General features: G+C 52.7%; 14 protein-coding genes and 1 pseudogene. 6 read left to right on the top strand and 9 right to left on the bottom strand.

From position 1 onward, the window contains the following. Positions 1–141 precede the first annotated feature (141 nt). A complete protein-coding gene (locus tag KTE_RS22585; protein ID WP_201384878.1) occupies positions 142–999 on the top strand; it encodes an NAD(P)-dependent oxidoreductase in 858 nt (285 codons plus the stop codon). 48 nt (positions 1,000–1,047) lie between these two features. Here KTE_RS22585 and KTE_RS22580 read toward each other — a convergent pair whose 3' ends face one another. Continuing rightward, entirely contained in the window at positions 1,048–1,947 is a 900-nt protein-coding gene (locus KTE_RS22580) for a LysR family transcriptional regulator (RefSeq protein WP_201384876.1), read from the bottom strand. A gap of 117 nt (positions 1,948–2,064) precedes the next feature. Between KTE_RS22580 and KTE_RS22575 the strand changes: the two genes are divergently transcribed. Continuing rightward, on the top strand, positions 2,065–2,769 hold the full coding sequence (locus KTE_RS22575; protein WP_201384874.1) for a nitroreductase family protein: 705 nt from the start codon (positions 2,065–2,067) through the stop codon (positions 2,767–2,769). A 685-nt stretch (positions 2,770–3,454) separates the two neighbouring features. Here KTE_RS22575 and KTE_RS22570 read toward each other — a convergent pair. Beyond that, entirely contained in the window at positions 3,455–5,086 is a 1,632-nt protein-coding gene (locus tag KTE_RS22570; protein WP_201384872.1) for a recombinase family protein, read from the bottom strand. A 365-nt stretch (positions 5,087–5,451) separates the two neighbouring features. On the opposite strand from KTE_RS22570, the gene KTE_RS22565 reads away from it, so the two are divergent. Beyond that, the gene (locus tag KTE_RS22565) at positions 5,452–6,486 is read left to right on the top strand and encodes an IS110 family transposase (RefSeq protein ID WP_201384870.1); all 1,035 of its coding nucleotides are present in this window, start codon (positions 5,452–5,454) and stop codon (positions 6,484–6,486) included. A 154-nt stretch (positions 6,487–6,640) separates the two neighbouring features. Here the strand turns inward: KTE_RS22565 and KTE_RS22560 are convergent, their stop codons facing one another. Continuing rightward, the gene (locus tag KTE_RS22560) at positions 6,641–8,023 is read right to left on the bottom strand and encodes a pentapeptide repeat-containing protein (protein ID WP_201384868.1); all 1,383 of its coding nucleotides are present in this window, start codon (positions 8,021–8,023) and stop codon (positions 6,641–6,643) included. A 226-nt stretch (positions 8,024–8,249) separates the two neighbouring features. Between KTE_RS22560 and KTE_RS22555 the strand changes: the two genes are divergently transcribed. Together KTE_RS22555 and KTE_RS22550 are read left to right on the top strand one after the other, a co-directional pair. After that, entirely contained in the window at positions 8,250–8,414 is a 165-nt protein-coding gene (locus tag KTE_RS22555) for a transposase (protein ID WP_201387175.1), read from the top strand. Then, on the top strand, positions 8,411–8,758 hold the full coding sequence (locus tag KTE_RS22550; RefSeq protein ID WP_201384866.1) for a hypothetical protein: 348 nt from the start codon (positions 8,411–8,413) through the stop codon (positions 8,756–8,758). Before KTE_RS22555 ends, KTE_RS22550 begins: the two co-directional genes overlap by 4 nt. A 41-nt stretch (positions 8,759–8,799) precedes the next feature. Here KTE_RS22550 and KTE_RS22545 read toward each other — a convergent pair whose 3' ends face one another. Genes KTE_RS22545 through KTE_RS22535 form a run of 3 tightly spaced genes read right to left on the bottom strand, consistent with a single transcriptional unit; the run spans position 8,800 to position 11,019 of the window. Beyond that, complete coding sequence (locus tag KTE_RS22545; protein ID WP_201384864.1) at positions 8,800–10,137, bottom strand: RNA-guided endonuclease TnpB family protein; 1,338 nt, start codon at positions 10,135–10,137, stop codon at positions 8,800–8,802. Between the two features lie 7 nt (positions 10,138–10,144). Further along, positions 10,145–10,435, bottom strand: a complete 291-nt coding sequence (locus KTE_RS22540; RefSeq protein WP_201384355.1) for a hypothetical protein — start codon at positions 10,433–10,435, stop codon at positions 10,145–10,147. Next, positions 10,432–11,019 (bottom strand): IS607 family transposase, encoded by a 588-nt coding sequence (locus KTE_RS22535; RefSeq protein ID WP_201384353.1) that lies wholly within the window; start codon positions 11,017–11,019, stop codon positions 10,432–10,434. The genes KTE_RS22540 and KTE_RS22535 overlap by 4 nt, the downstream gene beginning before the upstream one ends. A gap of 90 nt (positions 11,020–11,109) precedes the next feature. Here KTE_RS22535 and KTE_RS22530 point away from each other — a divergent pair, with 90 nt between their 5' ends. Continuing rightward, on the top strand, positions 11,110–11,799 hold the full coding sequence (locus KTE_RS22530; RefSeq protein ID WP_307811952.1) for a transposase: 690 nt from the start codon (positions 11,110–11,112) through the stop codon (positions 11,797–11,799). Here the strand turns inward: KTE_RS22530 and KTE_RS22525 are convergent. From KTE_RS22525 to KTE_RS22515, 3 genes and pseudogenes are all read right to left on the bottom strand, one after another. Beyond that, a pseudogene (locus KTE_RS22525) lies at positions 11,748–12,152 on the bottom strand (IS6 family transposase); the annotation flags it as partial. The gene KTE_RS22530 and the pseudogene KTE_RS22525 sit on opposite strands and share 52 nt — an antisense overlap. A gap of 140 nt (positions 12,153–12,292) precedes the next feature. After that, entirely contained in the window at positions 12,293–12,730 is a 438-nt protein-coding gene (locus KTE_RS22520) for a PleD family two-component system response regulator (RefSeq protein ID WP_236600522.1), read from the bottom strand. Positions 12,731–12,977: 247 nt separating this feature from the next. After that, positions 12,978–13,259, bottom strand: coding sequence for a hypothetical protein (locus KTE_RS22515; protein WP_201384859.1), 282 nt, complete (start codon positions 13,257–13,259; stop codon positions 12,978–12,980). Between the last annotated feature and the right edge of the window lie 429 nt (positions 13,260–13,688).

The following is a 13,688-nucleotide window of genomic DNA, read 5'->3' as shown; positions in this document are numbered from 1 at the left end:
GGTCTTCTCGTGGAACCACAGTCAGAGATTTTCGAATAATGGCTATCTCATTCCAACTCATAATGGCTCTTTTTCACAAGCCACTTTCATGATAAAGTCTCCCTTAAACGATACGATAGAGACAATGAAGGAAAGTTAGAGATGAAGATATTACTTGTGGGTGCTGCAGGAGTTATTGGGCGCAGGCTCATCCCTTTACTGGTCGAGTCAGGCCATGAAGTGATCGGAACGACACGCGCAATCGAGAAGAGAGAGATGCTTCAGAAACTAGGCGCGTTTCCCGTAATTGTTGACGTGTTTGATCGCGAGGAACTCTTCAAAACTATGCGCGAGGTACAGCCGGACGTGGTCATCCACCAACTTACAGACCTTGGTATGCGGGATCTCGCGGCAAATGCCCGTATACGACGGGAAGGGACGCGGAACCTGGTTGACGCTGCCCATGAGGCGGGAGTGCGCCATCTCATCGCACAAAGTATCGCCTGGGCTTACACGCCCGGCAAGGGGCCAGCTGATGAGGGTGTTCCCCTAGACATCGAAGCCCCGGAACCGCGCTGCACAACTGTTGAAGGGGTCCAGGCGCTTGAACAGGCGGTTGGCGAGATGGAGCGAGGTATCGTGCTGCGCTACGGACTACTCTACGGGCCTGGAACATGGTATGCTCCTGACGGCTCTATTGCAGAGCAGGTAAGACAGGGCCAGGTGACCGCCGATGAGGGTATAACCTCCTTCCTCCACGTCGATGACGCCGCACGTGCTACCTTGCTCGCTTTGGGCTGGCCTAGGGGCGTCTTCAATGTCGTGGACGATGTGCCAGCCCCCGGCACTGCCTGGCTCCCAATCTACGCAGCGACCCTTCATGCCCCACCCCCGCCCATAAGCACAACCCAACCCCGTGCCGCTCGCGGAGCAACAAACGCCAAAGCCCGCCGCCTCTGTAACTGGCAACCCTCCTATCCGGACTGGCACGAAGGCTTTACTCGCGCCGCGCAGGAGTAATGCGGCAACAGACAAAGCCAGCCTGAATGAAAGGATACAACGCATGAACTATTTTTCGCGAAGCAACGTTGCCTGTTCTTGCGTCCAGGTCAGTGCCGCCTGAACAAACAATTGCGCTCCCGGAGAGGCCGTGTCCCGCGAGCGAACGGCGAGTCCAATTGGGACATATTGTGGAGGATCAAGCGAAAGAGCAAGCACTCCTTCAAGCTTCTGTGGAAGCATCATACGCGGCATAAGCGTAATCCCAAGGCCCTCTCGAACCATAGCAACGATCGTGGTGCTGTCGCTGGCTTGATAACGCACATGTGGCCTGGCTCCGCCTGACTCAAAGTTTACCATCTCCATTAACTGAGATACGCATCCAGTCTTTGCCATAATCAGCTCTTCGTCGCGCAACGTTCCTGGAGGCACGGCGGTCTCCGTGTGAAAACGATGTCCCGGTGGAACGATCACACACAACTCGTCCGTCGTAATCAGCTTACTCTCAAGTCCACACGCAGAATGAAACACGAAACCGACATCAATGACGCTGTTCCCAAGCCACTCACTCACTTCTTGCATGGCGCCTTCAAAGAGCACTACTTCAATATCAGGATACAAGGCTCGAAAACGCTTCAATACACTGGCGAGTACCTCTGGACACATCGAGTGAACCGTGCCCAGCCGGAGTTTTCCTGAAACCTCGCCACGAAGAGCCTTTGCTTCTTGTTCAATTGCCTCCGCCTGTGCCAGGAGCGCGCGCACACGCGGAATGACCCTTTGACCAGCAATAGTTAGCGCGACCACCCCTTTGCGGTTGCGTTCCAGGAGAGTGACCCCTAGCTCGCTTTCAAGGGCTGCCAGGGCATGACTTACCGTTGATTGCGTTAAATCAAGCGAATAGGCAGCTTCAGTGAAGCTCCCCGTTTCGACCAGAGCGACAAAACACTGGAGTTGTGAGAAGTTCATATGGTTAATTTTCATAATATTATGGTTAATATGATTTGCGTTCATTATATCAGATCCAGTATACTCCTGGCAATTGACCGTCTTGCATAGAGGCTGAACAGGAGAAAGAAAAGCATTATGCCTATCCTTGACCTTTCTATTGACGAAGTGCTGAGCACAACCCGCGCGGTACGCCGGCGCCTGGACCTCACGCGCTCGGTAGAGCCAGAGGTAATCCGAGAATGTCTGTCTCTCGCCGTGCAGGCTCCGACTCCAGGCGGTATGCAGAACTGGCACTTTATCGTTGTCACCGATCCGTCCCAAAGGGAAGCCTTAGCTGCGCTCTATCGCAAAAGCGCCTCTGCTCCCGGTGGGCAGGAGGATATGCTCAAACAGGTAATCGCCTCCGCGAACTCAGAAAAGGAGGCAGCAGACCTGATCAGGAAAGTAGCCCCGGCACGGTATCTGACCGAGCACATACACGAGGTTCCCGTGTATGTCATCCCCTGCATCGAAGGGCGAGCCGAGCACCTCTCTGCCGTTGAGCAAGCTGCCCACTGGGGTGGCATCTGGCCTGCGACCTGGAGCTTTATGCTGGCCGCACGGTCACGTGGTCTGGGTACCGTTTTGACAACGCTTCACCTCGCATTTGAGCAAGAGGCAGCGGACATACTGGGCATTCCTTATGAGCAGGTGATGCAAGTAGGGCTCATCCCCGTCGCGTATACACTGGGAACAACATTCAAGCCAGCAGCACGCAAACCCCTGGATACCGTGCTGCATTGGGAACGGTGGACACCAGAACAGGAAATGAGCATATCCAAGAGCGATGAAAACCGATGATAGAGCAAAGTGGTTTAGATGGGCTTCGTGATATCAGTACAGAGAAGACGCATGCTTGGGAATGTGAATGTTGTCGCATTTTTGCCCTCCAGAAAACAGATGCGAGAGAAGCATCTGTGATGCATCGGTTCTGGCCCAATGGCAAAGGGCGCGAGCAAGATGAGCGAGAGTGGTTGTATTGCTTACAATAATGCCTCCTCATTTCTTTCGCTCCATTACATTTGCATGGAGAGGTTTTTGGTTAAGAAGTCATGCGCCAAAGGCGCATCACCCAGAATGAAAACGGGGTAGAGTGAGGGGGTGAAGGTCCTGGCGAAAGGACGGGCTTAGGTTAAGGCCATCGAGCTTGGTGTTGTTAAGATGTCCCAAGGTGCCTGGGTGAACCACCCTTTGTCGCTCGCGATCCGAAGCACGCAGAAGAAAATACGCAGAAATGGCACCTCGCAAGGAACCTTCGAGAAGCGTTAAATGTGAGAAAGAAAGCAAAGGAGGAAACGCCATGGAAGTGCTTTATCCACGCTGCTGTGGGATTGACGTCCATGATGACTTCGTTGTGGCTTGTTTTAGCCGGGTAGAGCGGGGACAACGGAAGAAAGAATTGCAACGCTTTCGGGCAGTGACAAGGGATCTGATTGCCCTGCGAAACTGGCTCCTGGAAAGAGGCTGTACCCACGTGGCCATGGAGTCAACGGGTGTGTACACGCCTCCCCCAATGTTGCCAATTGAGGGAGGCCCCGTTACCAGAGGAAGCAGGAGATATCGGGCTCACACGGAAAACGACGCGGATCTGCTGCTCATCAACCTCAATCCGTTTGACCAGAGCACGAATAACCTCCCGGCGCGTCTGAAAATCAGCGTCTTGTAGCTCGTCTTTGACTTTGGCGGCAAACGTTTCCAGACGTCCCAAAATCACACGCACCTCCTCTTCCACCTCGGCTTCTTCTTTGAGGCGTTGCAGTTGTTCATCAAAGTGCTGGAGCCGTTCACGCATGCGCATCACTCTCGGCTCAAATTCCTGTTTGTCAATCAACCCATCAGCATAGCTATCAATGAGGCGTGCCATTCCTCGGCGGAGCTTGCCCATCTGAGCTTCCAGACTTTCCTGCTCACTAGGCGTCTGTTGCGGTTGCAGCCGTTGCCGATATTCCTGCTCTAGCCGGTCTGGGTCCTCCAGCAGTTGGCAGACCTCTTGCCAGACCGCAGCATCGGCTTGGTCCATGCGTACCTCCTTGTTCCAACACACGCGCTCGAAGCCCTGTCGCGGGACGTTCATTGCTCCCCCACAGCGATAATACGCGTTACGCTCATCGTTGGTTCGTCCACAATACGCATACCCACACCTTGCACAGACGAGCAAGCCCTGCAACAAGTAGCGAGAGCCTTTCGCAGGAATGCGAGCTCGCAGCCGATTCTCTTCCAATTGTTCTTGCACGGCATCAAACAAGGCAGAAGCGACCAGCGCAGGCACAGGGATGGGAATCCACTCGTCCTTGGGTGCATCGTTTCCTGCGTATCCACGCCGGGATTGCTCCGGCCTGCCTCGTGGAGCCCGCAAACGCGGCCCAACAGGGCGCCAACGGGTTTTGCCAAAGGCCGCTTCGCCTTTGTAGGCGGGATTTTTCAACATATCCCAAATGGTCTTGTGATCCCAGTGTTCTTTGCCGGTCTGCGTATGGATACCAGCTTGGTGAAGACGACGACACACTTCATTGATCGTGCAACGTTCCTGCCCTACCCACGCATACACCTGTTGCACGATGCGAGCTTCCTCAAACACGATTTCAAAGCGAGCTTCTCCGCCTCCTTCCTGTTTATGCACATAGCGGTACCCATAGGGCGCATGACAGAGGATACCAACCCGTCCCTCTTGAGCAGCATGGCGCTTGCCCCGTCGGCTGCGTTCGAGAAATTTCGCCCGCTCATACTCAGCAATCACGCCTTGTACTTGCAACAACAACTGATCTTCTGGCGTCTGCCCAAGCGGTCGATTCAGGAAGATCACCTCGACACCCCGTTGGCTGAGTTCTTCGACCAGTAAGACCTGGTAGGCATAATTGCGTGCGAAACGGTCAGGGCAATGGATATACAATCGGTCCATTCCTCCCGCTGCTGCCACATCGCGTAAACGCTCCAGCGCTGGTCGGACCAGCGTCGAGCCACTGTAGCCATCATCGACAAACTCGAGAATCGTGGAGAGATCAAAGCCATCGGCAATGATCCTCGCACGGATCTCCGCCAGTTGGCTCTCAATGGTTTTAGCCTCTGCTTGTTGCTCGCAAGACACACGGGCGTAGAGGGCGACTTGCATCTCATTCATGGCTCACTCCTTTCTCGGCAATGAGGAGACTTCGGCTCCCGTTCCATGGAATGGGAACTGGCTGCTGCACGATGGTGAGACGTCTTCGAGACAAAGGAACCAGAGACGCATAGGCAGCCTGGAGGAACTCGTGTTGAAGTCGATGGGGCTCAAACATCACTATTACCTCCAGCGCTTTGTTGGGGCAAGACAACACCTTGGACATGGGCCACTCCCGGACCCTGTGGATAGGAGCCTTCGTGAGACGATGCTGGGCTGTGAGGTGGAGCTTGTGGCTGGTCTCCAGTGTGAGCGCGAAGGTGGACTCGCAGGATCTCTCTTGTATACTCCCAGTCTAGCACTCCCTTGGTAACATTAGGGGTGGCGTGTACTGGCGTCCGGTGTATGATCGGCTCTTTGGCTTCTTCGAGTTGACGGTGGCGAATGCCCAGCATATGAAAGCGGTTCCGGGACACAAAACGGATAAACAGGATGCGGAATGGATTGCTGACTTGTTGCAACACGGCCTGCTCAAGAACAGTTTTGTGCCGCATCGTGAGCAGCAAAACCTGCGTGGCTTGACGCGATTGCGCACGACGCTTGTCCAGGAACGGGCTCGGTTAGTCAATCGACTCCACAAGACCCTCCAAGAGGCCAATATTAAGTTGAGCGGCGTCTTGAGCGATATCGTGGGGGTTTCCGGCAAAGCGATCTTGCATGCCTTGGCGGCAGGAGAGACTGATGGTCATCGGTTAGCTCGCCTTGCTCATCCCAGCGTACGATGTCCCCACGATCAACTGGCAGATGCGCTGGAGAGTGAGATCGGAGAACATCATCAGTTCTTACTCCAAGAGCTGCTGACCTTGATTGAAGGGTTGGATCACTCAATCACCCATTTGGAGCACAAGATTGAAGAGCGGTTGCAGCCTTTTGAGAAGACGCTTGAACGTCTTGAGGGGATCACCGGAGTCAGTCGGCTGGTTTTGCAGGTCCTGTTTGCCGAGGTGGGAACAGATATGAGTCGCTTTCCCGACGATGCTCATCTGGCCTCTTGGGCCGGAATGTGTCCAGGTCAACACGAAAGTGCAGGCAAGCGGCTCAGCGGTCGGACACGCAAAGGCAATCGCTGGCTGCGAGCCGCGTTGATTCAGGCGGCGCATGCAGCAGGCCGCACCCAGACGTACTTGGGCGAACAATATCGACGGATCAGCAAACGGCGCGGCAAGAAGCGGGCAGCAGTAGCAGTCGGGCATAGTATTCTCGTCATTTACTCTCACATGATGCTCACCGGAGAGCATTACCAGGAAAAAGGAGTGGAACTCTTTCGGCAGAGAGACAAACAACAACATGAGCGTCGTCTGATCCAACGGCTAGAGCACATGGGCTATCAGGTCATCTTACAACCACGCCCGGCGGCTTAAGAACTGCAGGTAGCTGAACAAGAAAAGCTGGCGGAGGGGATGAAGGGGGAGTTTTGTGCCTTTTTGGCTGGGTTTTCAGAAGAACCTAAGCGGTGGGGGTGACCCATCGCTTAGGTTAACCCTTATCTAAGATGCTACCCAGTTTCGCTCCTTGTTATCTCCCGAAGAAGCGCTGGGTAAAGGTCGCCACAAAGCTGATCTCGATAAAGAGGCCGATGACCGCCTCACAGGCCGCCAGAGTCGTTTCAGGACTGGCAAGCAGGAAGGGGCCGGGGAGAAAGCCTCGGCCATGAAACGACGTTATACTAAAGACTAGCGCTTCTCTCAAGGAAAGGCCGCCGGTAAGCAGGTAGAGACCGGCAAAGCCGAGAACTGTGAAGAGATACAGCCCCAGGCTGCGTTCAGGTTTGTAGCCGTAGCCCGCCAGGATATCAAGAAACCATGAGAAGAGATACGAGGCACCCGCATGTATTCGCCCCCATAGAGCATGCACCCACCGACGAATCCCTGTGTGTGCTGACTCTTCCTCAAAGAAGATGCTGGTTCCCCAGAGCAAATAGCGCCAGAGGAGCGCCCGTTGTAGGATTAGGGCGTGATAGGCAAAAGGAATAGCTTCATCACTCATCCCTTGTGAACGCATGGCATTGGCAAGTTGCCGGTTAGCACGAACAGCGCCTCGGTACATATCAAGATGGCGCCGTTTCTCTTTGTCTGATCCCTTGCTATCCGCGCGTGTTGAGAGAACGCGTACCATGGTTTCGTCGCCCAGGGGAGAGATACGTCGCCAGTTGATCAGCGAGAGGTTACAATCATTCCAGTGTATATCTGCAAGTCGCACACAACCCCATTGTTTATCGGAAAGCGTCACCTTTTCAAGCGTTGTGGCACTGTCAAAATAGGCATTGCGCAGGTCTGCCCCTGTGAGCTGAGCTTTGCGGAGATACGTTCCTTCAAGGTTGGCATACATCATATTCGCCCCTTCAAGGTGCACACTACGCAGATATGCCTGCTCCAGGTGCGCATTAAAGAGGACAGCTTTCTCCATATGTGCCAGGCGTAGTGAGGCATTTTGTAGAAACGCACCGCGCAGGATTGCGCCCTCTAAATGCACCTCGCTGGCGTCCGCATGCTCCAGGTGGACCCCCGCCAACCCTCGTTGCTCAGGTGTGGTCGCAACCCATTCCTCCTGTGTCAGACCACCCCGCAGGCAGGCAAGTGGCAGACCACGCAGGTTGACGCACCGCAGGTCTGCCCCACGCAGGTCGAGCCCCTCTCGTGTACACTGTGAAGGATCGCTCCAATCGATGGGTCCACGCCCCTGCTCATGAGTTGCAAGCAGCCATTCAATATCGGCACGCGTGAGTTGCACATCTTTAAATGGATAGATACTGCGCTGAATATCAGGTCTCATGGCCAGACGCTGGCGCAAAAACTCCTGTCGGGCATGATCGATCTCCGGCTCGCTACGCCAGGCTGGAGCCACAAGCGTTGCTTTCGCTCCTTCTAATAGCTGATTCTGATTATTCTCCACAGACATTATTCATCCCGCATAGATTACACTAGCAATTTTTGCCCACTATCGCATGTATTAAACCCGTCCATAGTATATACTCAATAGCGATATCCAGCCAGTACAAAACGACATAAGCATAAGCCATCCGATGGCAACCTTGCCCTATCTGATATACCCGCTTGCCCCACCATTGGAAAATCCCAGTCTCGGTCCGTTTGTGTTATTACAGTAAACGAGCCAGAAATCCCCTATTGCTCGTCTCATCAAAGGACGAAGTTCGCATGCGTTGCGGGAAGAATACCCCCATTTGATGCGGATGCCTTCGCTGTGGACGCGTTCCACTTTCTCCAGCACGATGGGCCATGTCAGTGCTGAGACCATTCGTGCCTATATTGAAAGGCAAAGCACGTCATGAGCAAAAGAGCAAAGGGGGTACAAACGACGCTCCAAGTTCGCTTGCACCCTACACCTGAGCAATCACGTTTGTTGATGGCCCATTGCCAGGAGTACATCAGTGCGGTCAATGTGTTAGTGTCGGCTTTGGATGCTGGCATCTTGCCTGAGAAAGCCAATACCAAAGACTTTGCTGCCAGGCTCCCAAGTGCAGTAAAAAATCAGGCATTGCGCGATGCTCACTCTCTCTTCAAGCGTTCTTTTGAGTTGGGCCGTCTTCCGCTCCTCAAGAAACCGTTGTCTGGGGTGTGGACATCTAGGACACCCACGGTCCAGTTCTTGCTTCAACCGGGAGAGTTTCACTGAGTGGTGCCACTCAGCCAGCGCTCCGCCCGTCCACAAGCATTTTACGTCCGGTGCAACTCACCGTTGACAATATTCTTTAAAGCGCTTGATTCTTCTTTTGCCAGTTTCTCAAGGTTCTGTGAGGCGTTGCTATCCCGATCTTGAGGAACCTGATGCAGCGAACAGGCGGGGTTCTGGCAAAGAAAGATGCGATCTGAAAGCTGCATGTCTTCCCATTTCCAGCCACAAGCATGACATTGCTTGGAGGATGGGAAAAAGCGATCTGCAAAGATGAGGTGCTCCCCATTCCATGCACTTTTGTACTTCATTTGCCTACGAAATTCACCCATGCCCACATCGCTGATAGCGCGGGCAAGCTTTCGATTGTGCTTCATGCCCTCTACGTTAAGATCCTCCAGGCAGATCACCTGAGGACGGCGTGGGGCATTCGCCTCGGTAGCTCGGTGCAGCACCTTTTTCACCTGCTTTTTGACTTTCTTTTGCTCTGGCTTGGTTTTCGCTTCGGGGAGAAGAGAAGTCAGCGAGGTCTGCAGGGTGCTCCGCTCTTCTTTGGTAAGTGGGGCATGTGCAATCGAACTGGTGGCTTTGTGCAGGGCATCTTCACGAATATTGGCAATACGAGCGTGCAGCTTTGCTACCCGGTGGCGAGCCTTCTCACGATTGTTTGATCCTTTTTTGCAACGCGACAGATGACGTTGCGCACGCTTGAGGCATTTGAGGGAGGCGTTAAGGGCTTTGGGGCTTTTGATGGGTGGGCGACCGTCCGAGCAGACCGCGAGCGACGTGATACCGAGATCGACACCCAGAGGTGCCCCGAGAGCCGAAACCGGCTCAGGCACATGCTCTTCTACCAGCACCGCAACATACCACCTGCCTGCTCGTTCACTGATGGTCGCGGAGAGGACTTTCACTTCAGAAGTCGGGATATAACTGTGTTCTTTGAGGCGAATGGTTCCGAGTTTGGGCAGTTGGATACTGTCTTCAAAGACGTAAATAGGCTTATCGAGACGGAAGGAGCCAATTCCCTCGCTCTTCTTCTTGAAGGTCGGGAAGCCCAGACTTTGGTGCTTCTTCCCGGCTTTGCGCTCCCCGAGACGCCGAAAGAAGCTGTCAAAGGCTTGATCCAGGTCACGCAGGGCATTTTGATAAATCCACTTGGAAACCTTTTTGAGCCAGGGGAGATCGGTGTGTTTGTGGGCGGTCAGTTCCTTCTGAAGATCAATCGCAGAGATGCGCTTCCCTGTCGTCGCGTAGACTTCTTTTTTCCGAGCAAGACCGTAGTTGTAGGCATAACGAGCTACCCCCGCGCATTGAGAGAGAAGGATCTGTTGCTTCACCGTCGGATCGAGTTCCGTCTTGTATCCCCTGGTGATCTTCATACAGGCTTTATTCCTCTTTCTCCCACTCCACATACTGCTCCCACTCTTCAGGTGTCATTTGGCGACAGATATAGGTTTTCTTCATGGCCTGGAAATCCAGTTCCACATCCAGATAATAGCCGTTACGTTCTGCTTCGTTTTGAAGCTCTCGAATGGAGTAATCAGCATCCACCGTGAAATTGTAATGGCCTCGATCCATCAAGCGCTGAAGATCAGGCCGCTGATCAATTTCTCGATCGCGTCTGTCGTGAAGTTCAATAAACTGTCTCTTGGCTTGCTCCGGGTCAAAAACTGTCATGAGGCTGGCTCCTGTTTCATGACCTGTTCCACGCACTGCTGAATTTTCTCCGCTCGTTCTTTGGAGTGTCTTCGCCCATAGATGCGACTGGCCATCGAAGCGATCACCGCGATAAAGTCGTCAACGAGATCGGGCTGGGTCTCTGTGGGAAACATCACCTCAACAGTACGCCCTTGCATCTGGAAAAGCTGGTCAATGTAGACAAAACCGAATCGGGTTAAACGATCTCGATGCTCAATGATAATCTTACCAATCTGCGGGTCAGTCAAGAGCTTGAGCAGCTTGGGGCGCGAATCGTTCATGCCTGAAGCAATTTCCTGCACGATTTTGGTCACCTGATAGCCACGGCTGGCAGCATAGGTCTTCAGCCGCTCCACCTGGCGCTCCAGGTCCGCTTTTTGTCCTGTGGTGGAGACGCGAGCATACAAAGCAATGCCTTGGGGAGTCTCTTGTTCGGGTTTCGGGTCACGAACAATGATCGTGCCTGTATCCAGTTGATAGGCATCCAATCGCCCAGCTTGCCACCACCGGAAAGCCGTCTTGTAGCTCACAGACATTTTTTTCGCATATTGGCTCAGTCTCATGGGATAATTTTATCATGAATAGGGATAAATGTCCATGTAATATGTTGCTATAGATAGCCCATTGTTCAGTGGAATAACCAGAATTGGCAGATGAGCGCGACCACCTTGCCTCTTCCCATGTGTATGGATGGCAAGACCCAACAAGTGCATATTTCTTGTGAAGGTATCGTCTATGCGGATACGCCTGGGATCTTGCGCATCAAGAAGAAACGAGGGAAGTGGGTTGCTGATATCACACTCACTATCGAGAAGTCTTTGCCTGTCGAACACAATGGGGTGATGGGTGTTGATCTTGGCGTAAAAGTGCCAGCCGTGGTCTACATTCAGGGGAAAGGAACGCGTTTCTTTGGCAACGGGCGAAACCTTCGATATATGCGGCGCCGATTCTATGCCCGCCGTAAGCAATTGCAACAAGCCAAGAAGGTCCGAGCAATCAAGAAAAGCAAGGGGAAAGAAGCTCGGTGGATGAAGACTATCAATCATCAGCTTTCCAGGCAAATCGTGAATCACGCGAAAGAGCAAGGGGTTGGCACCATTAAAGTAGAGACCCTTGCGGGTATCCGACAAAACACGGCACGTACAAGCCGTGGTGCATCCGCACGCAAAAACAACCGTATGATGGCAACATGGTCTTTCTATCAACTCACCCAATTAGGGCTCTTCAGAAGCTCTTTTCGATGGGGAGAGCCTCAAGGCACTCGTTGGCCAAAGAAAATTTTGTACAAAGTCGAGTTGAGGAGTTTGCGAAAAAAGCGTCTGGCTGCTTTTTTGTTGCGTTGACTCTGTACCAGAATATCCAGTACAACTCCGTTTTGATCCACCGCTCGCCATAAATAGTGCCTTTTGCCATGAATCGTGAGAAACATCTCGTCCAGATGCCATTTGTCGCCGCAACAGGGGTGACGACGTCGCAATTCATGAGCGTACGTTTGCCCAAATCTCAGACACCAGTGACGCACTGTTTCATACGTCACGCCAATCCCGCGTTGTGCGAGAAGTTCCTCAACATCGCGGAAACTGAGTGAGAAGCGGAAATACAGCCACACGGCGTGGCTGATGATTTCGGGTGGGAAGCGAAAGCCCTTATAGCTCGGAGCAGCGGAGTTTGTTTTCGTGAAGCCAGAGTGGCACACTGTTCAGTTCTCTACCAAGTTGACAATACCCAATCGATGCACATGAGCGATCTGGCCGTGGGAAAAGCGGTTTTCTCCTTACCGGAAGGACTGCGTGCGAACTGGTTGGAACATCTGCTCCTTCTCTTTTAAAGAGGCTATTATAACCAGACGACATAGAGAGGGGAATATTCGTGGTTGATTGTAACACGTGTGCTTGTCGATTTTTCAGATGAAGAGGCTGATAGGATTTTCTGGGTCACCTGAAGGAGATCCTGAAAGCCAAAAGGAATCGCGAGGCAGCCTTTCGCTCCGGCAAGTCGCGCTTTCAAACGATCCACAACGCTATTTTGATATAAGAGCATGATGATGGCAGTATGAGTGAACTGGGGCTTCGACTTTAGTGAGCGTGCCACTCCATATCCACTTTCATGAGGAAGAACACTATTAAGAAACATGAGGTCGGGAGCCAGTGTGTCAGATTGCTTCAACCATTGCATTGCCTCCTTTGCATTGGAAAAACTTTGGACCACGAAGCCTTCACAATTCAGGCATGTCTCAATGACCCCACGAATCGTGGGGGAGTCATCGATGATCATTACCCGGCCAGTCCACCGAGATGTTTTCGCCTTGTCACAAAGATAAGGCATTATTTCGTACTCCTCCTCACTATTACTGTTTATGCTCCTCTTCTCGCCGCCATATGCTGCGCGATGAAATGGGTTGTATCCATCTCATGCCCACCCATCACACAGCAGCAATACTCTGAGGTATTTGATCGCAATACCTATCCTCTCAGGTTTTGTCACAACGCCCCTTCTTCCCCCATCTAATGTGCATTCACTATTACGCTCTGAAGCAGCACGCATGGTGTGCTCTATAGTGCCGCAGAAGCATCTCTGCATGCCGTGGGCAAATCCCATGCGAGCCATTTCCTAATTCCAGACCCTGCTCACACAGGCACCAGGCACAATGTGGACACTGCCATTCTGCTACACCATCTTTAGATAGTTCTTCATTGATCAGAGCACTTCGCTGCTGCCCTTCCATCATCACTTGACTGCCTATCATCTCTTGTTCTTCAACTAATATTTTACTGTTTATCATCTCCTGCTCCTCTTCTGGCATGACCAAGCATGCTCTATTTCTCAGTCCCCCTTGGTAAGGAGCACCGTCCAGCAATTATGAGCTCAAGCGGATTTCGTCGCGTCGCTCTGGTTTGTCCCCTTCCTCCAAGAGAGTATAGAAGGGGGAGCAGGAGAAGTCACTTCTTTTTGGGTGTCACCTCGCTTCATCTCGCTTCATGTTTTTACAGTTGCCTGAAGAACTTTAGAAGAGCTTGACAAAGGATGCTATCACTAGCCCCAAGAACACAAAGGGCATGACGACTATTGAGGGGCTATCCAGAAGAGCAGGAAATGGGAGACAAAGAACTCTTTTGGCTCCTCATGCCTAGCATTGTGAAAGTGGATGTGCTTTCGGTCGATCCTCATTGTTCGCGAGGCAATCTGCTATGATAAAAAGAGAGGAAAGAAGCAGGGATTGTAGAGGTTCTCC

This window comes from Ktedonobacter sp. SOSP1-85 (assembly GCF_016587415.1).
GTDB lineage: Bacteria > Chloroflexota > Ktedonobacteria > Ktedonobacterales > Ktedonobacteraceae > Ktedonobacter.
The sequence above is the reverse complement of the archived record's forward strand: the minus strand, read 5'-3'. Positions and strand labels throughout refer to the sequence as shown.

Bases quoted from the DNA above. Each gene is read 5' to 3' on its own strand.
- KTE_RS22585 (WP_201384878.1), top strand. From the start codon at position 142: ATGAAGATATTACTTGTGGGTGCTGCAGGAGTTATTGGGCGCAGGCTC.
- KTE_RS22580 (WP_201384876.1), bottom strand. From the start codon at position 1,947: ATGAACTTCTCACAACTCCAGTGTTTTGTCGCTCTGGTCGAAACGGGG.
- KTE_RS22575 (WP_201384874.1), top strand. From the start codon at position 2,065: ATGCCTATCCTTGACCTTTCTATTGACGAAGTGCTGAGCACAACCCGC.
- KTE_RS22570 (WP_201384872.1), bottom strand. From the start codon at position 5,086: ATGAATGAGATGCAAGTCGCCCTCTACGCCCGTGTGTCTTGCGAGCAA.
- KTE_RS22560 (WP_201384868.1), bottom strand. From the start codon at position 8,023: ATGTCTGTGGAGAATAATCAGAATCAGCTATTAGAAGGAGCGAAAGCA.
- KTE_RS22550 (WP_201384866.1), top strand. From the start codon at position 8,411: ATGAGCAAAAGAGCAAAGGGGGTACAAACGACGCTCCAAGTTCGCTTG.
- KTE_RS22545 (WP_201384864.1), bottom strand. From the start codon at position 10,137: ATGAAGATCACCAGGGGATACAAGACGGAACTCGATCCGACGGTGAAG.
- KTE_RS22540 (WP_201384355.1), bottom strand. From the start codon at position 10,435: ATGACAGTTTTTGACCCGGAGCAAGCCAAGAGACAGTTTATTGAACTT.
- KTE_RS22535 (WP_201384353.1), bottom strand. From the start codon at position 11,019: ATGAGACTGAGCCAATATGCGAAAAAAATGTCTGTGAGCTACAAGACG.
- KTE_RS22530 (WP_307811952.1), top strand. From the start codon at position 11,110: ATGAGCGCGACCACCTTGCCTCTTCCCATGTGTATGGATGGCAAGACC.
- KTE_RS22520 (WP_236600522.1), bottom strand. From the start codon at position 12,730: ATGATCATCGATGACTCCCCCACGATTCGTGGGGTCATTGAGACATGC.
- KTE_RS22515 (WP_201384859.1), bottom strand. From the start codon at position 13,259: ATGCCAGAAGAGGAGCAGGAGATGATAAACAGTAAAATATTAGTTGAA.